The sequence below is a fragment of the Methylophilus sp. DW102 genome (genome assembly GCF_037076555.1).
Taxonomy (GTDB): domain Bacteria; phylum Pseudomonadota; class Gammaproteobacteria; order Burkholderiales; family Methylophilaceae; genus Methylophilus; species Methylophilus glucosoxydans.
In genome coordinates this window covers 1,348,679-1,368,993 of record NZ_AP029023.1, presented here as the reverse complement: position 1 = coordinate 1,368,993, position 20,315 = coordinate 1,348,679, and the positions used below count along the sequence as shown (strand labels likewise).

The window sequence follows — 20,315 nt, the reverse complement described above, 5'->3', positions numbered from 1 at the left end:
CTGCTTTTTAATTCATGGCTTGTTGTTATACCGCTTTTTTAATGGAGTCCCGCATGCGTATACTGACCCTCACCGCTCTTTTGATCTTGACCTTCAGCGAACCAGTTTTTGCGCGCAATATCAGCGTCGAACAATCTGAAGCCGCCAGTGCCCGCGATGCCGTAGGCGACGCCATGAGCAAACTCAGCGATATCGAGCAAAAAATTCAACGCCAGCAAGCCGTGCTGACGCAAGCACAAGAAACGCTTAAACAATATCAGGCGGAAAAAGCCCAGATTGAAAAAGACCTCGATGCCAAAAAAGCCATCTTTGAACAAAAGTCCAAAGCACTGGATGAAGCCTGGAAACAACGCAACGACTACTGATCCAACAATCCAGCCACCCAAAACCAGTCTGAGGACTGGTTTTTTTATCACTCCATGCGTGCGCTTTGCTGTTTGCACGGCGTTTTAGGCAAATTCAATCCAGTTGACCTGCATCAATATACGGCCGGACTTGCCGACCTACAATGCATTCAAGTTCAATGCACTAATGGAGTGATCACAATGAAAAAAACCGCAATCAGTTTAATGTTGGCTGCTTTATTGCCAGCCCTCAATGCTCAGGCAGAACAAGGCGACTGGGTCGTCCGCCTGCGCGCCACCAATATCAGCCCGAACGAAAGTAGCGATCTGGGCAAGTATGTAAACAAAAATATTGCGGCAGGCGCGATGTCTAGCGGTGCAGAATTAAAGGCTGACAGCAATACCATTCCTGAGCTGGACATCAGCTACTACTGGACCAAAAACATTGCGACAGAACTGATCCTGGCCTTGGGTTCCAAGCATGATGTGAGCATTACCAAAGAGCCAGGCTCTACCGTGCCAAATCAATTATTGGGCAGCATTGATGCATTGCCCCCGACCTTGACCGCCCAATGGCACTTTAACCCAGATCAAACCTTTGACCCTTATGTGGGTGCCGGCATTAACGCAACCTTTATGCTGGACCGCCGTCTGGACCTGCGCCAAGGCCCATTAGCCGGTCAAAAAATTAAAATTGATCGCGACAGCTTTGGCCCAGCGTTACAAGCGGGCCTGGATGTGAACCTCAAAGATGGCTGGATGCTGAACGCCGATGTGAAATACATCTGGATGAATACCACCGTAAAAATGCAAAACCCGCTCAATGGCAACGCCTGGACAAAAATTGATGACCTGGATATCGATCCATGGGTGATCAGCCTGGGTTTCGGCAAGCGCTTCTAGTTAGGCGCATAACGTCTCTTCCCTGGGGCAAAGCATTAGCTCCATTCACCTCTGATACTCTCCCAGTGTCAGAGGTTTTTTTATCTGCGCCTGACTGAGCGTAGCCTAAAAATCAAATGCTAAAAGTGAAACCTTGGCGCAAGGCCAGACAAATGCAACTGCTCCAGCAATTGCAAGCCGCGCTCACGCGCGCTGCGTTTACGCTGGCCGGTATACTTGGCAATGATCAGTTCATTTTTCATAGAATGCTCCCAGCCTACCAGCTCGGTCACGGTCACCTGATAGCCATGCGCTTCCAGCGCAAGGCAGCGCAGCACATTGGTCACCTGGCTGCCAAACTCACGCGTATGGATAGGATGACGCCACAACTCACTTAAAAAGGTTTTTGATAAGGCCTCAGCTTTATGTTGCCGTAGCGCTTCAGCCACCTCCGCCTGACAACAAGGCACCAACACCATAAACTGTGCCTGCTTTTGCAAGCCAAACGCAATCGCATCATCGGTGGCAGTGTTGCAGGCATGCAAGGCCGTCACAATATCAACCTGTTCTGGCAGTTGCTCGGACTGCATGGCTTCTGCCACCGTCAAATGCTCAAACTGCATGCGGCTAAAGTCACATGCTTGCGCCAGTTGACGCGACTTTTCAATCAATTCACCGCGGCTCTCAATGCCAATCACTTGGCCTGCCTGATGTTGTTTCAGCAACAAGTCATACAAAATAAAGCCCAGGTAAGATTTACCGGCGCCGTGATCAACCAAGACGGGCGAAGGTTGTTTTTCCATCACCGTCTGCATCAGCGGTTCGATAAAATTGACCAGATGATAGACCTGCTTAAGTTTGCGGCGGCTATCCTGATTGAGCTTACCGTCGCGGGTGAGGATATGTAAGGCCTGCAATAAGGGCAAGGATTGGCCAGGCCTGACCTCGGGGGGCAATAATGTTTGGACCATGTTGCGGACTACTTTAAAATGCTAATACGCCAGTTTAACAGCACAATTGTTTGACGGCACGTGAGTTTAATTGCATGAGATGAACGGCATGTGCCTAAGTGCGTCTGCTAAAGTCTTTGAGTCCGATTTTAGCGGGAACTCTCAGGCTGGTTTTGCAATCATGTAATAGACAGGGTGGTCAGTTTTATAAAAAACACCCGCCTTTGCAGCACAACCGCTGCATTCAATCCGCTGCCACACAGCGCTGTTGTTCAATCGAATCAGGGAGTAGTACCTATGCCACAACAATCCATGCTTCAGGCACGTCGATATCTATCCTACACCGCGCCATCACAACCGTGGCGATGGTTGCAATGGGCCTTGTTACTGCTCCTGCTAACGACGCATCTGGCGCAGGCAGATACGGTATGGCTCAAAAACGGGGACAAAATCACCGGGACGCTAGGCGTCAAAATCTCAAACAAGCTCACCTTTAAAACCAGCTATGCAGACGAGATTAAAATCAACTGGGATGACATCCACAGCATTGATGCCGAAAAGTCTATCCTGATGCAGCTATCAGATGGCAGTATCGTTACCGGACGTTTGATACACAGTACTGAGGGTCAGGTCATTCTGGATGAGGAAACGAATACACGGCTGGTGGATACTGAACTCGGCGAAATTCATTACATCAATCCGACCCTGGATCTGATTGGCGAAGGCTATGTCTGGACCGGGAACATGAGCCTGGGTGGTGCCTTTAACAACGGTAACAGTAAAAACCGCAACATGCAGTTTAATGGCGAGTCGATTTTGCGCGGCTTTGATACGCGCTATACCGTACAGGGCTACTACTATTGGGCTGCAGATAAAGATCGCCAGACTCAGAACAATGGGCGAGTCCGTGGTCAGTACGATCACTTTTTCACCAAAAAATGGTATGGCTACTTGAACACGATTCAGGAAAAAGACCGTTTCCGCGACATTCGCTTGCGCAGCACCTACAGTGTGGGTACGGGTTACCAGTTTTTTGAAAGCGAAAAACGCAATCTTTCACTGGAAGGCGGTCTGTCATACATCACCCAGGATTATTACGAGGAAAGTAACGAGAATCATGCGGCCTTGCGTTGGGCGGTCAACTATAACCAATACCTGTTTGATTCATTTGTGCAAGCATTCCACCGGCATGAAGTCACTTACACGCCGAACTCGCCGTCACAAATCCTGCTTTACAGCTCCACCGGCTTGCGTTTTCCGTTTATTTTCGGCTTGAGTGCCTCTACACAAGTCGACTATAACTATGACAGCCGCCCTGTCGATGAACGGCGTAAAGGCGATACGCGCGCGCTGTTTACGCTGGGTTACAGCTGGAAGTAATCGCTAAAAAGACAATCGTATTTAGTGGCTGGCCGCTTAAATGTTAAAATACGCGCTTGATGGTGAGGTGCGCAGCTGATAACGGCATAGAGCTCCCTCACACAACCGGGTACGGCAAAGACATTGAGCCCGTATTTTTTGAGTTAAGCATGGAGCAAAAATATGGCGATACAATGGTTTCCGGGGCACATGACTTCTGCCCGCAAAAAAGCAGAAGAGACACTGGAACACATTGATGTCGTCATTGAAGTACTGGACGCCCGCGTACCCGCCGCCAGCCACAACCCCATGATTGAGGAAATGCGTAATTTCCGCCAGCGCCCTAACCTCAAAATCCTCAACAAAGCCGATCTGGCTGACCCGAATGTGACGCAAGCCTGGTTGAATTACTTTAACAGCCAGCCCAATACAAAAGCGGTAGCCCTCTCTTGCAAAAAGCCCGGTGATGCAAAAAAAATCCCTGGTCTATGCCGCCAACTGGCCCCGCATCGTGGCACGCCGCTGAAACCCTTACGCATGATGATCATGGGGATTCCCAACGTCGGCAAATCCACCTTGATGAATGCCCTGCTCAACCGGCGTGCAGCCAAGGTCGGCGATGAACCGGCCGTGACCAAAAGCCAGCAACGTTTCGAACTGAGCGACAGCCTCAACATCACGGATACGCCGGGCATGATGTGGCCCAAAATCGAACACGCCTCAGATGGGTATATGCTGGCCGCCAGCCATGCGATTGGCCGCAATGCAGTGATTGATGAGGATGTGGCTGAGTTTTTGGGCAATGTGTTGTTGAAGCAATATCCAGCGCTCATGAATACTCGCTACAAGTTGGACGTGATGAAGCTGAATGTGGCTGAAATAGATGGCATCGACTTATTGCAAGCCATTGCCAAACGCAGAAGCTACAAACGCAATGATGGAGAGTGGGATATGGAGCGTACCGCCATGGCCTTGCTCACAGACTATCGAAGTGGCGCCATTGGCCGCGTCAGCTTGGAGTCCCCGCAAAGCCGAGCCGAAATGCTGGCACAAGCGGCTGAGCAACAAAACAGCACCGCTCAGGAAGAAATCCCCGCTTCTGAATCAGACCAAGCGTGAAGTCTGCTTCAACGGCAGGAGCTCTCTGAAGTTAGGCAATCACGCTAGCATGCCGTTTCGCAGACTTACCTTTCACTGGGGACTTATCCAGCAATTGCTCTATATTGCTCACAATACGGTTGCGGCCCTTTTGCTTGGCACGGTAGAGATTCTGGTCTGCCGCTGCAAACAAGGCATCAATCACATAGCCCACGGTTTCTGAGCTTACAGCGCCGACACTGACCGTACATTTAATCGCCTGGGTCTCGCGACTCATGCTCTCAACGCCAGCAATGCTCACGGGCGTCACCTCAATAATGCGGCGGATGCGCTCAGCCAGCACCATCGCCTCTTGCTCACCAGTGTTGGGCATCAGGATACAGAATTCCTCACCGCCATAACGCCCGATAACATCGCCGCCACGCAAGGCGGCACGTATGGTCCCGGCGCAAGACTTGAGTACCACATCGCCCACCAGGTGGCCATACACGTCATTGACCTTTTTAAAGTAATCCAGGTCGACAATCAGCATGCCCATGGGTAATTGAATCCGTTGCGAAACCGCCTGCATGCGACTGGCAGCTTCTTGCAGGCCACGCCGATTCAGCACGCCAGTCAGGCCATCCAGGGTCGCAATCGCCTGCAACCCGGCTTGCGCCTTGACATGCATGACCAACAACAGCAAGCTCACCACCGCCGTGATGACCAGCATGAAAAAGGACACCAGATAAGCATGGATACTCCAGTCGCCAAAGCCATCGAGACTCGCCTGATCCGCCAGGCCAACCTTGACTGCGACAATGGCCAGGATCAAGCCAACCATGGCAAACAGACTACAACACAGCCAAAAGACATTGGCGACAAAATCTTTTCCATGTCCTACCAAACTGCGACTGCCGTAAGCAAATATCCAGAGCAAAACGGCTAAATTACTCAGTAGCAGCCAGCGATTGGAAACATGCATGTTCAACATCACGGCATTGCAGGCCAGCAAGGTGGTAATCACGAGCAAGGTCCAATAGCGGTAAACGCGATACCCCCTGAACATACGTATCCCATTAACGAGCTGACTCAAGCCTTGTGCCACCAGAGTCACCGCCGCCGCAATATAGATACTTTGTGGCCCGATGATAAGACTGGTTTGCGAAAAGAAATAGACGGCTAGTCCACAGCCAAAAATGAGCAAGCCCCGCACCCAACCCATGATCAGGCGGCGCTGCTGATAGGCACCAGAAATCATCAAGACCAGAACCAGCGTTAGGGTGAGTCCAATTGATGATAGAATGGCGCTATTGAGATCAAACACAGGGACGGACAAAATTAGTTAACCTGAAGAAACATCATACTATGGTTACAGGACTATACCCATATAAATGAAAGGGTTGAATAGTCCATCTAGGCTAATAATTGTCTGCTTTCCCATTATTCTCCACTTTGTACTGAAACACGTTTTATCAATCCGCTCATGCAGCATCTGTTAAATCCTCCCCAGCGTGAAGCGATTCACTATCTTGACGGCCCGTTGCTGGTACTGGCAGGCGCTGGCAGTGGTAAAACCCGCGTCATTACCCAGAAAATTGCCTACCTGATCAACCAGGCGGGTTACCAGGGTCATCAAATCGCGGCGATCACCTTTACCAACAAGGCCGCACGTGAGATGCAGGAGCGCGTGACGCCTTTGCTGGAAGGCAAAAGTGGCAAAGGACTCACCGTCACCACCTTTCACTCCCTAGGCTTGCAGATTTTGCGCCAGGAAGCAGCGCTGCTCGGCTATAAACCACAATTCTCCATTCTGGACGCCTCGGACAGCTTTAAAATCCTCAGTGATATTTTAGCCACCACCGACAAGCAACTGTTGCGCAAAACACAATGGCAAATCTCCAGTTGGAAGAATGACTTTATCAGCCCGGATCAGGCCAAATCACAAGCCGATGAAGAGCTCACCCATGCCGCAGCCCGGGTGTACCAGCTTTATCAGCAAACCCTGCGCGCGTATCAGGCGGTAGACTTTGATGACCTGATCAAGGTCCCGGTGGAGCTGTTTGATCAGCACAGTGAAATGCTAGAAAAATGGCAACGCAAGTTGCACTACCTGCTCGTGGATGAATATCAGGATACCAATGCTTGCCAGTACAAGCTGATTAAACAGCTAACCGGCCTGAGAGCACAATTCACCGCCGTAGGCGACGATGACCAGGCGATTTATGGCTGGCGTGGTGCCGACGTGGAAAACTTGCGTCAGTTGACCACAGACTTTTCCAAACTCAAGGTGATCAAGCTCGAACAAAACTACCGCTCTACCGTGCGGATTTTGCGCGCGGCCAACCACGTCATTGCCAACAATCCCAAACTGTTTGAGAAAAAACTGTGGAGCGAACTCGGCACGGGCGACCTGATCCACGTCACGGCGACGCAAAGTGAAGAACACGAAGCAGAAACCGTGGTGATGAAGCTGCAAGCGCACAAATTTGAGCATCGTACGACTTACAAAGACTACGCCATTCTCTACCGCAGCAACCACCAGGCGCGAATTATTGAGCAATTTCTGCGTAACCACAAAATCCCCTACACAATTTCGGGGGGCCAATCATTTTTTGACAAGCCTGAGATCAAAGACATCATCAGCTACCTGCGCCTGATAATGAACGAAGATGATGATCCGGCGTTTATCCGCGCCGCCACCACGCCGAAAAAAGGCATAGGCAACACCACGTTGGAAAGGCTGGGCGAATACGCCAGCGCACACAAGATGTCATTGTTTGCCGCCGCCTTTGAAGGTGGCTTTCAGCATGAGGTCGGCGCAAAACAGCTCGATGACCTGCTGACCTTCTGCCGCTTTATCCAAACGCTGCAAGGCCGTGCTGTCAAAGACCCGGCTAACGAAGTGCTCAGCGACTTGCTCACCGCCATCCAGTATGAAAGCTATCTGTACGACGGTGAAGAAGCCAGATCTGCCGAGACGCGCTGGAGCAATGTACAAGAATTCGTCGCCTGGCTCAGCAAAAAAGGCGAAGCCTCGACCGAGTTCGGCCATGAATCCGACGGTAAAAACCTCATCGAACTGACACAACTGGTTTCGCTCATCACCATGCTAGAAGGCCGCGAAGATGGCGAGCCGGATGCCGTCAAACTCTCTACCTTACACGCCTCAAAAGGACTGGAATACGGCCATGTGTTTCTGATCGGCTGTGAAGAAGGCATCCTGCCACACACCAACTCCATCGACGCCGACCAGATTGAAGAAGAACGCCGACTCATGTATGTAGGCATCACCCGCGCCCAAAAATCACTTAACATTACCTGGTGCAAAAAACGCAAACGCGCGGGGGAAATGCAAGCCTGCGAGCCCAGCCGTTTTATTAGCGAATTGCCTAAAGATGATGTGAAGCACTTTGGCAACCCGTTTAATGGGCCAGATCAGGTGTTAAGTAAGGATTATGGCAAGAGTAAAATGGCGAATATTAAGGCGATGCTGGCGAGTAAAACCACATCAATCCAATCCTAGCTACTAGCTCGCTAACACCAAACCGTTAAGCAGTCTTATTACAGCTAAAATGACCGGAACTATGCAATAGGCGGGATTTCACCATGTTAAACAAAGTCGATGTTGCCATTCAGTCTTTTAAAAAACCGGAATCTCTAATTTACTCGCTGCTCACCCTTCACCAACAATCAAAAGACTTGGTAGATACGGTCTGGATCAATGATGATCAATCTCCGCCAGAAATACTCAAAGCTTACAAATCCGATGCGCTTTTAAAAGCATTGCATCCCTGGAAAATAAACGTTCGAAGAAACAATCACAGAATGGGGTGGTGGCTTTCATTCGTCAAAGGCTACAAGCCGACGTATCTGACATATCGCTATATGTTTTTCAGAATGCTATGGAACTTCTATAAAAATAAATCTATTTTTGTAGACAGGGAGGATTTACGTTACCAATGGGCCATCGAAAATACGGACAAAGAATATCTGTTTATCATGCATGATGACATCAGCTTTAATGGGGACATTATTGCACTCTATCTCAACGCTATTAAAAATCTCCCCAACCCTGGAATTGTCGGAGACCTAGGTCAATGCTGGCGCTGTGCCTATCAAGCGGTTGGCTGTAATCCTGAAAAAATTTGTGCCGGATATCGCCCTTCTCAACAATGGCCAAATACCAAACTGGATAAAAATGACCACAAATGGGCATGCCGGATAAATGAATGGTCCGCTTTACTAAAAGTCGGTATAGCTAAAAAAATAACGCAAAAACATAAAATATTTTTTGGTAACTTTGATGATAGAGGAGATACTTCCGCTTATTGGTTTTCAAAGTTGATTGAAGACGGCATGAGCTTTACAGATCCGCTTGCAGGAAAAGATAAGTCTAAATTTTACTCGCACTGGGAAGATGGAAAAACCGGCCACTCCGTATGGGTTGATCAGGGGATAGGGAAATCCATGTATGATCACTTGAAATTAAGAACAGCGCTTCGAGAACAATTCGGTTTTGACTACCCATGGGAGCAGCACGCGTGACACATCCGATCACCCTAGCCATCACATCTTGTGGCCGAATGGACTTACTGGAAAAGACGCTTAAAAGCTTCTACAAATTCAACACTTACCCTATCTTTAAAACCATTATTATTGATGATAGCTGCGGTGGGTTTGACACTGAACGTATTAGTGCCTGCATTCCCAACAGTTACGAGTTTATTTTGAATACAGAAAATATCGGACAGATTCGCTCAATTGATAAGCTTTACTCCAGTATCACCACTCCCTATGTGTTCCATTGCGAAGATGATTGGGAGTTTTACAAGGAAGGCTTTATAGAGGAGTCGCTGGCCATCCTTGAGCACCATAAACAGATCATTACCGTTTGGTTGAGAGCGCACAACGATACCAATACCCATCCAATCTCACAATCCGAATCAGTCGAAGGTTTTGATAACAAGTTAATGCAACGAAAATATCGCGGCGCATGGAGTGGATTTACATTTAATCCCGGCTTAAAACGCTTGACGGACTACCAGCTGCTTGCCCCCTATGCAGAAAAGCCAATCATTATTGGCAAGAAAAATCAGCGCATTGCATCAGAGATTGACCTGTCGATTTACTATGACAGGCTTGGATTTAGAGCTGCTATCACGACGCATCCTGAAGGCTATGTAAAACACACTGGATGGGGAGACCACATCCCTCAAGAATGGGAAAGTAGCGTCTTCGCCCGCGCCTACATCAAGCTAAGAAACCTCATCAAAAAACACGTTCTGTATAGAAATTGATGAATAAGCTGTATTACCGTCCAGAAATCAGTGGTCTGAGAGCATTATCCATTGCTTTTGTTCTGATTTACCACTATTTCCCCAGCTATCTCAAGGCTGGCTTTATTGGGGTGGATATCTTTTTTGTCATTTCCGGATATCTGATTTTTCAAATTATTTCAAAAAATAATTACGAACTCCCTTTAAAAGCATTCCTGAAAGGCAGATTTCTAAGACTATTTCCATCATTTCTGCTAATCCTCATCTGTACCCTGGCGATAGGTGGGTGTGTATTATTGGCAGGAGAGTATGTTGATTTATCCACCTCAGTCTTAGCGTCTTTATTGGCACAATCCAACTACTTTGAGTTTTCCAAAAGTGGATATTTCGATAATGCGATTAATATTCGCCCACTACTACACCTATGGTCATTGGCAGTAGAGTTTCAGTTTTATATTTTTATTGCACTACTTTGCAGTTTATGTCGCAAGCGAAACAACATGCTGTTGTTGCTGCTCGGGTGCACAACAGTATCTATTTTGCTTGATATTACCTTGGTCAATCGCGCACCTTCTGCCGTTTTCTTCTTTACGCCGTTTCGACTATGGGAGTTTTTGGCAGGCGCGATCGCTGCATTGCTACAAAAAGATAAAGAATCTACTCCGGTCCTGAGTTATCTGGGAGTGGCTTTACTCGCCCTGGCATTATCTCTTATGTCCAGTGAGTCAACACACCCAGGGCTCATCACGATATTACCAGTGTTGGCCGCCGCACTGCTGCTAGTGCGAACAAGACCCAACATTGTGACCACATCCCTTTCGCTCTATCCACTAACCCTTGTCGGCGAAATGAGCTATGCGCTGTATCTATGGCATTGGCCATTACTAGAATACTCCAAATTGATTTGGGGAGGACTCACCCCTCTGTTCAGAATCAAACTCTTAATAGTATCCATGGCGCTAGCCTTTGTGACGACTTTCTACTTTGAAAAATGGCTAAGGAAAGACCAAAAACTTAAGCTATTGATCACGCTCCTGCTCGCAACCGCAGCCGTTTCTGTGCTCGTCATCATCAACAAAGGCTTCACATCAAGAACCGTTCATCTTAATAACGCAGAACTCAATCAAAACAATACGTTAGTCATGACTTACAGAAGGTCATGCGAGAAGTATATTGGGAAGCCTCATAAAGAAGACCGCTGCAATGATGATCACTATGTAGAGGGCGGAACCAAGTTGGCTGTCATTGGCGATAGCCAATCAAATGCCTTCACGACGGTACTTAACGCATTTGAATCTTCTGAAAAATCTAACTACCTTCAATTGGGCATGGGTATGTGCCCTGCGCTGATTGGGTATGGTACTCATGACTGCCGTCATTTTTCGGCAAAAACTTTTGAGTACATCACGCAGCGGCATACGTTTAAAACGCTGATTATTGCTGCACAATGGCCGTTATACAGTGATGGCATCACGGTCAACGGCCAGACGTTTAGGTCGGATTTTTTTTGGCAGTCTTTTGAAAACACTATTGCTGCATATTCAAAAACCATCGATCAAATATATATTGTTTACTCAGTGCCCTTAGGTGCAGAACCTAGAAGATGTTTTGAAAGATTGCCTTTCGAGTTAAAGGGGTGTGATTTACCGAAAACGCTTGTGACTCAGAATGAGCAGCGCTACCGGGAAAAAATAGCGCCTATCGTTCAAAAATATGGCCTAAAAGTCATCGACCCTATGCCTGCCATGTGTCATGAAGACAGATGCCCGGTTTTAAATGGCTCTAAAATATTGTATCTGGATAGCTCACACCTTTCCGAAGCTGGCGGGCAGTTCTTACTAGAACATCTGGATCCAAGCGTACTAAGTGGACTTTATCATTAGATCCTATGTTTAACAAAACACATCTCGTTGATAAAACAGTATTGCTGATTCTTGCAGGCAGAGTCATTAATAGCCTTGGTGGCTTTGTCACAATCTACTTTGTACTCCATTACTTAAACGATAAACTTCAGGGACACTACTACACCTTTTTAAATTTGATTGGTTTTAGTGTTTTTTTTGAGTTTGGTCTCAGTACATTAATCATCCAGTTAATAAGTCACCATGTGCGCGACACTTATCTTCAGAAGCAGAGGTTGGTCGGGCCTGAATCATCGTTAAATCAGTTTCTGACTCTGGTTAAGAATATTCTAGTACATGCGTTTTTTCTTGCCATATTCATGGCGCTGTCATTAGGTGTGCTAGGTGGCATCCTCCTCGAAAAATCCGCTACGCTTTATCTGCCCTGGCTTTTACTGGTACTGGTTTATTGTTTAAGTTTTTTCATCAATACAGCCATTAATATCATTGAGGGCACAGGAAAAATTAATGATGTTGCAATCGCAAGAATGCTCTCGACTCTCGTCTCCATTCCGACCTTATGGCTTTGTTTATCCTCTCACCTCGGCGTTTATGCATTGGTCATACAGGCAATTGCAAATGTCATAACATTAAGCGCATGGCTGCTCAGTCAATACGGCTTATTTATTCGGCAAGCGCTTAACCAACACATCTCAATCAAAGATTTTTTTTCATACCTAAAATCTGTCTTCCCCTTACAAAAAAGACTGAGCGTGTCTTTTCTCTCTATCTACATGGGTGCACAAGTCTATGTTCCGTTAATGTTTGCTCTCGGGCAAGTTGAACTGGCAGGTAAACTAGGCGTCACCCTACAAGCGTTTAATGCAATAAATGGATTTGCCATTACCTGGATCAATTCCAAACTTGCCCTGTTTGGCGCTTCGATATCAAAAGGAGAGCGTTTAAAAGTTTACGCTCAGTTTAAAAGCTTATTTGGGACGTCATTGCTTGTATTAATCTTATTGCTATTAATACTGTGGACATTATTTTTTGCGCTCAACCAAACAAACTCACCATACTTATCCAGATTCTTAAGCGCAAAATATATTTTACTATTTTCGATTACAGCAATCGGAATACATGTTTACACATCCATCAATACTTATCTGCTGTCATTTAAGCTAGATCCTCTTTTCAAATTAAACCTGCTAAGAATTATTTTTTTATTTACCTCGATTTGCGTTATTTACGTACTCAAAGAGGTCAGTTATATTTTTGGGATCTATTTGATCAATACTGTGTTGATTGGCATGCTTGGCGCTATTTACGTTCTACATCAGTTCCATACCAAGATTTTAGGAAAAAATGAACAATAAAAAAGTCCTTGCAGCGGTAGTAACATACAATCCCTGTAACGATTCACTCTCTAAATTGGTTTCCGAGACTAAAGAACAGGTCGATGAAATGGTCATCATCGACAATAGTCCACTGCACTCCTTTAATCTAAATCCCTCCAAAGAGATGAATGTAAAAATTATTCATCTTGCGGATAATATGGGCATTGCCTACGCACAAAATATTGCAATTGAGTATGCAATAAAACAAAAATTTGACTATATATTGTTTCTAGACCAAGACAGTGTTCCAACACCACACATGGTGAATGCACTTTTAAAGTGTTTTTGTGAGCTTGCTGCAGGGAATAAAGTAGCGATTACCGCGCCGGTTACCATTGATGCAAGGACCAAGATCGAATCACCATTTTTAGTGCTTAAACATGGTTATCCTGTCAGAGAAGTAAAAAAAGACACAAATGAAGCCAGCCATGTAACAGAGGCTTGTTTTTTGATATCGTCTGGCTCATTGGTCTCGCTAGAGGCTATTCAGGCAATCGGCGGGAATAGAAGTGGTTATTTTATTGATCATGTTGATACGGAATGGTGCATGCGCGCCCTGTGTGCAGGCTACAAACTGTATGGAGTTAATGATGCGAGACTGATTCATGCGATCGGTGACCATGCTCAAACCATTCCATTTATGAAGAACAGGCAAGTTTCTCACCATGCACCTTACCGTGATTACTATATGTTCAGGAATACTGTTTTTTGCATCAAGAACATTTCAGGTCTTTACCCGATAAAACTTTTTTTACTGCTCAGGCTACTTTACTTCTGTTTGTTTTTCATCATTTTTGCCCCAAATAGATTGTTACGTATACGCATGTTATTGTTAGGGCTGTTTCATGGATTAACCGGGATAGATGGTAAACTAATAACAGAGTCATCCAGTTGTATCGCCATTCCAAAATCCAATATTGAGCCCAACTAAACATTACGCTTATGCACCCCAACGTTTTAGTCCTACTTGCTGCTTATAATGGAGAAAACTGGCTAAAGGAACAAGTTAAAAGCATTTACTCTCAGGAAGAAGTTGAAGTTACGCTTGCAATTAGCGTTGATTTATCCTCAGACAATACCAGTTCATTGGTTGATACACTTAAAGATAGCTATCCGACGCTGTATAAGCTACCTAATCAAGGTGTGTTAGGCAGTGCAGCAAAAAATTTTTTTCATTTGTTGAGAGAAGTTGAGCTGCAACCATTTGACTATATTGCCCTCTCCGATCAGGATGACGTTTGGCACGCAACCAAGTTAAAAAATGCAATCGTCATGATTTCCCAACACCATACACACGCTTACTCCAGCAATGTGACAGCTTTCTGGCAGGATGGAAAACAGATACTGATTGATAAAGCACAAGCACAAACGAATCATGACTTCATGTTTGAGTCTGCTGGCCCTGGATGTACTTTTGTGCTCTCCAAAACACTTGCAGTCGAATTGCAATCCTACTTAAGAAACAATGTTTTGCAGACACAGGAAATTTTCTTACATGACTGGTTTATTTATGCATTTGCCCGTTCTAAAGGTTATCAATGGTACATAGATTCTTACCCCAGCATGATGTATAGACAGCATGCAAATAATGTCATCGGTGCAAACCGCGGACTGAAGCCGATGATCGCCAGATTAATAAAACTGGGACAAGGCTGGTATCGCCAACAAATATTGCTGATTGCCGCCGCAGTAGGATATGAAAATCACTGGCCAATCAATAGTTTTGTACGCTTGAATCTATTTGATCGCTTCAAGCTTGCTCTGCATGCTCATCAGTTCAGACGTAGACTTCGCGACCAGGTAGCGTTCGCGTTATATGTGCTTTTTCTGGCAAAAAAATGAATATTCTGGTCTCTGGCGCCTCTGGATTTGTCGGTCAAGCTTTATGTGCGTTTTTACAGAAGGCCGGACATTCTGTTACAAAAATTGATCGCCATTCGCCCTTTACCAGCCTACGGTCAGACATCCCTTACGACTGTCTGGTGAGCTTAGCTGGACGGGCACATGTCATGCAAGAAACGGCAACGAACGTCTATCAAGCCTACGCGGATATAAATATCAACTACACATTGAAAATGGCACAACTGGCCAAAGATCTGGGCATTAAAAGGTTTATTTTTTTAAGCTCAGTCAAAGTCAATGGCGAAAGCACCGAAACGCCCTTTACACCTGAGGATAAACCAGCGCCGCTTGATGCGTATGGCAAATCAAAACTTGAGGCTGAGATTGCATTGAAGGGCTTTTGTGCAGGGAATGGCATCGAATGGGTGATCATACGCCCACCGCTCATTTATGGACCAGGCGTCAAAGCCAACTTTAAATCCCTGATTACCCTTTGTAAAAAAACCGTCCCCTTACCATTTGCGACTATTTATAACAAACGCAGCCTGATTAGTTTGGAAAATTTGAATGATTTTATTACGTTATGCTGCCATCACCCGCACGCTGCCAATCAAATATTCTTGATCTCAGACGATCACGATGTTTCCACAATGACATTAATCCGAACAATTAAAAAATCGCTAGGGCTCAGACCCTTATTGTTACCATTTCCTCCTTTGCTAATGAAGTGGATGTTTAGCTTGGTTGGCAGACACAGCTTGAGTGATCGCTTATTGGGCAATTTGCAAGTGAATACCGCCAAGGCAAAGCAAATGTTGGGCTGGCAGCCGGTCATCAGCTTTGACGAAGGCATTAAACGTACTGTGGCAGACTATGTGGATTAAGAGAGTTTTAGATATTGTACTGGCGCTGATCGCAACAACATGCTTGAGTCCCTTGTTATTAGCGACTTATCTATTGGTGAAACTCAGCTCCACAGGCCCGGCGTTGTACTGGAGCAAGCGCGTTGGTCAGCATAACCAGCTTTTTAGCATGCCAAAGTTCAGGTCCATGCGTGTGGGAACGCCACAAATGGCCACCCATTTAATGAATCAGCAAACGGATCCAAACGCATTTTTAACGCCAGTAGGAAGCTTTATCCGCAAAACCAGCCTGGATGAGTTACCGCAATTATGGAGTGTGCTGAAAGGCGACATGTCCATTGTCGGTCCACGGCCTGCACTGTTCAATCAGGACGATTTGATTGCATTGCGCACTGAAAAAAACGTCCATACACTGAAACCAGGCATCACAGGCTGGGCGCAAGTGAATGGCCGGGACGAAATTCCAATCCCACAAAAAGTGGCGTTAGATGCGTATTACTTGCAACATCAATCCCTCTGTATTGATATCAAGATTATTGTGCTAACAGTGATCAAGGTATTAAGGCGTGATAACATCACGCATTGATTGTTTGTTTGATTGCTATGCTCAGGCTACCAACACGCGTTTTGTCTTTTTTTGCGTTTGCTCATGATGCGGTCGCCCTGGTCGCGGCATGGATCTTTGCTTTCTCTTTACGCTTTAACTTTCAGATACCCTCCACTTTTGTGCAGTATATCTGGCAAACATTGCCAGTGATTTTTGCCATTCATGCCATTTGTTTTTATACCTTTGGCCTTTATAAAGGACTTTGGCGGTTTGCCAGTCTGCCCGATTTAAAACGGATTATGCGCGCAGTCGGATTTGCTGCCTTGCTTAGCGCAGCGTATGCCCTGCTGGTCCACCCAACGATCATCATCCCGCGTTCGGTGCTAATGCTGAATCCTATGTTGCTCATTTTGGCGATGGGCGGGAGCCGTTTTTTATACCGTGCCTGGAAAGAGCGGCGCTTATTTAATGCGGTTGCACTGCAAGGTAAGCCCGTGATTGTGATCGGGGTTGAAGATGCCTCTTTTAACCTGATCAAAGAGCTCAGTAAGAATCCGGAATGGCGTGTGGTGGCGATGATAGATCCTGCGAACAAGCTGGTGGGCCGCGAAATTATGCACACCAAGGTAGAAGGTGGTCTGGAAGATATTCCAGCAATTGCCGCACGTTATGGCTGCCAGCATTGCATGATCGCGATGCCAAGTAGCCGGCACCAGAAACGCAGATTGGCGGTGGAAGCCGCCAGAAAATCTCCCGAGATGGAAGTTTTGACCCTGCCAGCCATGTCTGACCTGATCAGTGGCCGGGTCAGTCTCTCGCAAATTCGCAAGATTGATGTCGAGGACTTGCTGGGGCGTGATGTGGTGCAGCTGGATACCCATGGCTTGAGTACGATGTTGGCTAACAAGGTAGTGCTGGTCTCGGGGGCTGCGGGCTCCATTGGCTCTGAACTGTGCAGACAAATACTGAGTTTTCACCCGGCACAATTAATCTGTCTGGATATCTCGGAATATGCGTTGTATACCTTGCAGCAAGAATTTAATCAGTCCGTCACCAATACAGAGCTGGTCTATCTGGTGGCGGATGTGAAGAATCAGGCCAGGATGCAACGCATCTTGCAAAATCATCAGCCGGAGGTTGTGTTACATGCCGGGGCCTATAAGCATGTGCCTATGATGGAGCATTTTAACGTGGTAGAGGCCTTGCAGAACAATGCCTACGGCACCTACCAGATTGCAGCGGCGTGCCAGGCAGCTAATGTGCCCACCTTTGTGCTGGTCTCCACTGATAAAGCAGTGAATCCGACCAATGTCATGGGTGCCAGCAAGCGTCTGGCCGAACTCATTTGTCAGGGCTTGCAAAACAAGCAAAATCACACCCGTTTTATCACGGTGCGTTTTGGCAACGTGCTGGGAAGCAGTGGCAGCGTGATTCCAAAATTTCGCGAGCAAATTGCGCACGGCGGTCCGATCACGATTACCCACCCGGAGATCACACGTTACTTTATGTCCATCCCGGAAGCCGCGCAACTGGTATTACAGGCAGCGACCATGGGCAACGGCGGTGAAGTCTTTGTAATGGATATGGGCACACCGGTCAAAATCATTGATCTGGCACGCGACATGATTAAACTATCCGGTCTGCAAGAGCAAGAGATACGCATTGAGTTTACCGGCCTGCGTCCGGGTGAAAAGCTTTATGAAGAGTTGCTGGCAGATGATGAAAACACCTTGCCGACGAGCCATGAAAAACTACGGATTGCCCAAGCGCGCAGTGCAGATAGCCTTTGGCTGACGCAGTTGCTCGAGTGGTTGGCGACCATACCGCATTTGCCAGAGTCTCAAATCAAGCAAGACTTGCAGCGCTGGGTCGAGGAGTATCAGCCAGATACCCGGCCCGCCCCCTCTGTCTCTTTACGTGCCGCTCTGGCACCCTTAGAGACCCTCCCCTCGCCTTCACAACAGATACACTGATATGCCTTTAATCACACTCAAACAGGCCAGCCTGGCCTTTGGTCATGTGCCATTGCTGGACCAAGTCAACTTTCAGCTGGATAACAAGGAGTGTGTCGGCATCATTGGCCGTAACGGTACCGGTAAATCCAGCATGCTTAAAGTGGTCGCCGGGCTGATCAAACTGGATGATGGCGAATATTGGCGCGACCCTGGCAGCAAGATTGCCTACGTACCGCAAGAGCCAGAGCTGGATGCAGCACATGATGTGTTTACTGCCGTCGCCCAAGGCTTGGGGAATGTCGTGACACAACTTAAAGAATATCACGACCTGTCACTGCAGTTGTCGCAGGCGCAAGAGACTGAAGCTTTGCTCGATCGCATGCAAGTATTACAGCACAGCCTGGAAGCTGAAAACGGCTGGGCGCTACAATCCCGCATTGAGTCAGTGTTGTCCAAACTCGGGCTACAGGCAGACACCCCAATTGCCACCTTGTCAGGTGGCTGGCGCAAACGCGTGGCCCTGGCACAGGCATTAGTGCAAGCCCCCGATGTCTTGTTGCTCGATGAACCGACGAACCATCTGGATCTGGAAGCAATCGTCTGGCTAGAGGAGCTGCTCTTGGGCTATCAAGGCAGCGTGATGCTGATTACGCATGATCGTCGCTTTCTGGACCGCCTGTCTACCCGTATTGTCGAACTTGACCGCGGTCATTTAACCGAATTTACAGGCAACTATAGCCAGTACCAACTGAAAAAGGCTGAATTGCTGACCGTAGAAGCACAACACCAGGCCAAATTTGACAAGTTTCTAGCGCAGGAAGAAGTCTGGATCCGCAAAGGGGTTGAAGCCAGGCGCACGCGCAATGAAGGTCGCGTCAGAAGACTGGAACAACTGCGGCTTGACCGCGCTGCACGCCGTGATCGTCAAGGTCAGGTGCACTTGCAACTGGATGCGGGCGAGCGCTCAGGCAAGCTGATTGCAGAACTGCAAGAAGTGCGCATGGCGTTTGGTGACAAAGTGCTGATTAATCGCTTTAGTACCCGCATCATGCGGGGGGACCGCATCGGACTGCTAGGCCCGAACGGAGTCGGTAAATCTACCCTGCTTAAGCTGCTCTTGGGCGAGTTGGCGCCGAGCGCGGGCAAGGTGCAACTGGGAACGAATATCCAGGTGGCCTACTTTGACCAGATGCGCGAACAGCTCAACCCGGAAGCAACGCTGATGGACACGATCAGTCCGGGATCGGAGTATGTTCAAATCGGTGAAACACGCACCCATGTCATTGGTTATCTTGAGGATTTTCTGTTTGCACCGCAACGTGCACGCTCCCCGGTCAAATCTCTGTCTGGCGGTGAACGCAATCGTCTGTTACTAGCCCGATTATTTGCGCGTCCGGCCAATGTATTGGTGCTAGACGAACCCACCAACGATCTGGATATCGATACGCTGGAACTGCTGGAAAACCTGCTGCAAGATTATGCGGGCACCCTGTTTCTGGTGAGTCATGACCGGGCATTCCTGGAAAATACGGTGACACAAGTCATTGCTTTTGAAGGCCAGGGCAAACTCACCGAATTTAGCGGTGGTTATGATGACTGGCTGCGCTTTAGCCAGCAGCGCGAAGCTGCAAATAAACCAGTCGAAAAACCGGTGCCTGCAGCCCCTTCCCCCGCCAGCACGAGCGCCCCATCCAACACCTCAACCCGAAAAAAGTTGAGCTTTAAGGAGCAGCGTGAGCTTGAAGCGCTGCCTGCAGAAATTGAACAATTAGAGCAAGAGCAAGCTGATATCCAGGCACAGTTTGCACAAGGGGACATTTACAAGCAAGCGCCTGAGCAGGTCAAGCAACGACAAGAGAGACTGGATGAAATTGAAGCGTTAATCTTGCAGAAACTGGAGCGTTGGGAATGGCTGGAAAGCCAGTAAGCAACGCTCAAGCTTGATAATGGCAATGATGAATTGCCATTTACGGTTGTGA

17 protein-coding genes are annotated in these 20,315 nt (G+C 47.4%); 15 read left to right on the top strand and 2 right to left on the bottom strand.

Annotated features, from left to right (window positions below):
• Positions 1-53 precede the first annotated feature (53 nt).
• Entirely contained in the window at positions 54-365 is a 312-nt protein-coding gene (locus AACH41_RS06250) for a hypothetical protein (protein ID WP_194746890.1), read from the top strand.
• Positions 366-545: 180 nt separating this feature from the next.
• Complete coding sequence (locus tag AACH41_RS06245; RefSeq protein WP_338657474.1) at positions 546-1,247, top strand: OmpW family outer membrane protein; 702 nt, start codon at positions 546-548, stop codon at positions 1,245-1,247.
• A 119-nt stretch (positions 1,248-1,366) separates the two neighbouring features.
• On the opposite strand, the gene AACH41_RS06240 is transcribed toward AACH41_RS06245, so the two are convergent.
• A complete protein-coding gene (locus AACH41_RS06240) occupies positions 1,367-2,197 on the bottom strand; it encodes an SAM-dependent methyltransferase (RefSeq protein WP_338657473.1) in 831 nt (276 codons plus the stop codon).
• Positions 2,198-2,473: 276 nt separating this feature from the next.
• Here AACH41_RS06240 and AACH41_RS06235 point away from each other — a divergent pair, with 276 nt between their 5' ends.
• Both AACH41_RS06235 and ylqF read left to right on the top strand, forming a co-directional pair.
• Entirely contained in the window at positions 2,474-3,556 is a 1,083-nt protein-coding gene (locus tag AACH41_RS06235; RefSeq protein WP_313988880.1) for a DUF481 domain-containing protein, read from the top strand.
• Between the two features lie 162 nt (positions 3,557-3,718).
• Positions 3,719-4,654: a ribosome biogenesis GTPase YlqF gene (gene ylqF, locus AACH41_RS06230; protein ID WP_338657472.1), complete on the top strand. Its 936-nt coding sequence runs from the start codon at positions 3,719-3,721 to the stop codon at positions 4,652-4,654.
• A gap of 31 nt (positions 4,655-4,685) precedes the next feature.
• Here ylqF and AACH41_RS06225 read toward each other — a convergent pair whose 3' ends face one another.
• A complete protein-coding gene (locus tag AACH41_RS06225) occupies positions 4,686-5,873 on the bottom strand; it encodes a GGDEF domain-containing protein (RefSeq protein ID WP_338657581.1) in 1,188 nt (395 codons plus the stop codon).
• Positions 5,874-6,098: 225 nt separating this feature from the next.
• On the opposite strand from AACH41_RS06225, the gene AACH41_RS06220 reads away from it, so the two are divergent.
• From AACH41_RS06220 to AACH41_RS06170, 11 genes are all read left to right on the top strand, one after another.
• Positions 6,099-8,138 (top strand): UvrD-helicase domain-containing protein, encoded by a 2,040-nt coding sequence (locus tag AACH41_RS06220; RefSeq protein ID WP_338657471.1) that lies wholly within the window; start codon positions 6,099-6,101, stop codon positions 8,136-8,138.
• Between the two features lie 83 nt (positions 8,139-8,221).
• The gene (locus tag AACH41_RS06215; protein ID WP_338657470.1) at positions 8,222-9,160 is read left to right on the top strand and encodes a hypothetical protein; all 939 of its coding nucleotides are present in this window, start codon (positions 8,222-8,224) and stop codon (positions 9,158-9,160) included.
• Positions 9,157-9,912, top strand: coding sequence for a glycosyltransferase family A protein (locus AACH41_RS06210; RefSeq protein ID WP_338657469.1), 756 nt, complete (start codon positions 9,157-9,159; stop codon positions 9,910-9,912). Before AACH41_RS06215 ends, AACH41_RS06210 begins: the two co-directional genes overlap by 4 nt.
• Positions 9,912-11,774 (top strand): acyltransferase family protein, encoded by a 1,863-nt coding sequence (locus tag AACH41_RS06205; protein ID WP_338657468.1) that lies wholly within the window; start codon positions 9,912-9,914, stop codon positions 11,772-11,774. The genes AACH41_RS06210 and AACH41_RS06205 overlap by 1 nt, the downstream gene beginning before the upstream one ends.
• A gap of 5 nt (positions 11,775-11,779) precedes the next feature.
• Positions 11,780-13,108: a hypothetical protein gene (locus AACH41_RS06200; protein WP_338657467.1), complete on the top strand. Its 1,329-nt coding sequence runs from the start codon at positions 11,780-11,782 to the stop codon at positions 13,106-13,108.
• Positions 13,098-14,060 carry a glycosyltransferase family 2 protein gene (locus tag AACH41_RS06195; protein ID WP_275354955.1) on the top strand — a complete coding sequence of 321 codons (963 nt, stop codon included), beginning with the start codon at positions 13,098-13,100 and terminating at the stop codon, positions 14,058-14,060. Before AACH41_RS06200 ends, AACH41_RS06195 begins: the two co-directional genes overlap by 11 nt.
• 11 nt (positions 14,061-14,071) lie before the next feature.
• Positions 14,072-14,971 carry a glycosyltransferase gene (locus AACH41_RS06190; RefSeq protein ID WP_338657466.1) on the top strand — a complete coding sequence of 300 codons (900 nt, stop codon included), beginning with the start codon at positions 14,072-14,074 and terminating at the stop codon, positions 14,969-14,971.
• Complete coding sequence (locus AACH41_RS06185) at positions 14,968-15,855, top strand: NAD-dependent epimerase/dehydratase family protein (RefSeq protein ID WP_338657465.1); 888 nt, start codon at positions 14,968-14,970, stop codon at positions 15,853-15,855. The genes AACH41_RS06190 and AACH41_RS06185 overlap by 4 nt, the downstream gene beginning before the upstream one ends.
• Positions 15,845-16,420, top strand: coding sequence for a sugar transferase (locus AACH41_RS06180; RefSeq protein ID WP_338657464.1), 576 nt, complete (start codon positions 15,845-15,847; stop codon positions 16,418-16,420). The genes AACH41_RS06185 and AACH41_RS06180 overlap by 11 nt, the downstream gene beginning before the upstream one ends.
• A 17-nt stretch (positions 16,421-16,437) precedes the next feature.
• On the top strand, positions 16,438-18,354 hold the full coding sequence (locus tag AACH41_RS06175; RefSeq protein ID WP_338657463.1) for a nucleoside-diphosphate sugar epimerase/dehydratase: 1,917 nt from the start codon (positions 16,438-16,440) through the stop codon (positions 18,352-18,354).
• A 1-nt stretch (position 18,355) separates the two neighbouring features.
• Positions 18,356-20,263: an ATP-binding cassette domain-containing protein gene (locus tag AACH41_RS06170; RefSeq protein WP_194746908.1), complete on the top strand. Its 1,908-nt coding sequence runs from the start codon at positions 18,356-18,358 to the stop codon at positions 20,261-20,263.
• Positions 20,264-20,315: the final 52 nt, after the last annotated feature.

Bases quoted from the DNA above. Each gene is read 5' to 3' on its own strand.
- AACH41_RS06250 (WP_194746890.1), top strand. From the start codon at position 54: ATGCGTATACTGACCCTCACCGCTCTTTTGATCTTGACCTTCAGCGAA.
- AACH41_RS06245 (WP_338657474.1), top strand. From the start codon at position 546: ATGAAAAAAACCGCAATCAGTTTAATGTTGGCTGCTTTATTGCCAGCC.
- AACH41_RS06240 (WP_338657473.1), bottom strand. From the start codon at position 2,197: ATGGTCCAAACATTATTGCCCCCCGAGGTCAGGCCTGGCCAATCCTTG.
- AACH41_RS06235 (WP_313988880.1), top strand. From the start codon at position 2,474: ATGCCACAACAATCCATGCTTCAGGCACGTCGATATCTATCCTACACC.
- ylqF (WP_338657472.1), top strand. From the start codon at position 3,719: ATGGCGATACAATGGTTTCCGGGGCACATGACTTCTGCCCGCAAAAAA.
- AACH41_RS06225 (WP_338657581.1), bottom strand. From the start codon at position 5,873: ATGATTTCTGGTGCCTATCAGCAGCGCCGCCTGATCATGGGTTGGGTG.
- AACH41_RS06220 (WP_338657471.1), top strand. From the start codon at position 6,099: ATGCAGCATCTGTTAAATCCTCCCCAGCGTGAAGCGATTCACTATCTT.
- AACH41_RS06215 (WP_338657470.1), top strand. From the start codon at position 8,222: ATGTTAAACAAAGTCGATGTTGCCATTCAGTCTTTTAAAAAACCGGAA.
- AACH41_RS06205 (WP_338657468.1), top strand. From the start codon at position 9,912: ATGAATAAGCTGTATTACCGTCCAGAAATCAGTGGTCTGAGAGCATTA.
- AACH41_RS06200 (WP_338657467.1), top strand. From the start codon at position 11,780: ATGTTTAACAAAACACATCTCGTTGATAAAACAGTATTGCTGATTCTT.
- AACH41_RS06195 (WP_275354955.1), top strand. From the start codon at position 13,098: ATGAACAATAAAAAAGTCCTTGCAGCGGTAGTAACATACAATCCCTGT.
- AACH41_RS06190 (WP_338657466.1), top strand. From the start codon at position 14,072: ATGCACCCCAACGTTTTAGTCCTACTTGCTGCTTATAATGGAGAAAAC.
- AACH41_RS06185 (WP_338657465.1), top strand. From the start codon at position 14,968: ATGAATATTCTGGTCTCTGGCGCCTCTGGATTTGTCGGTCAAGCTTTA.
- AACH41_RS06180 (WP_338657464.1), top strand. From the start codon at position 15,845: ATGTGGATTAAGAGAGTTTTAGATATTGTACTGGCGCTGATCGCAACA.
- AACH41_RS06175 (WP_338657463.1), top strand. From the start codon at position 16,438: ATGCTCAGGCTACCAACACGCGTTTTGTCTTTTTTTGCGTTTGCTCAT.
- AACH41_RS06170 (WP_194746908.1), top strand. From the start codon at position 18,356: ATGCCTTTAATCACACTCAAACAGGCCAGCCTGGCCTTTGGTCATGTG.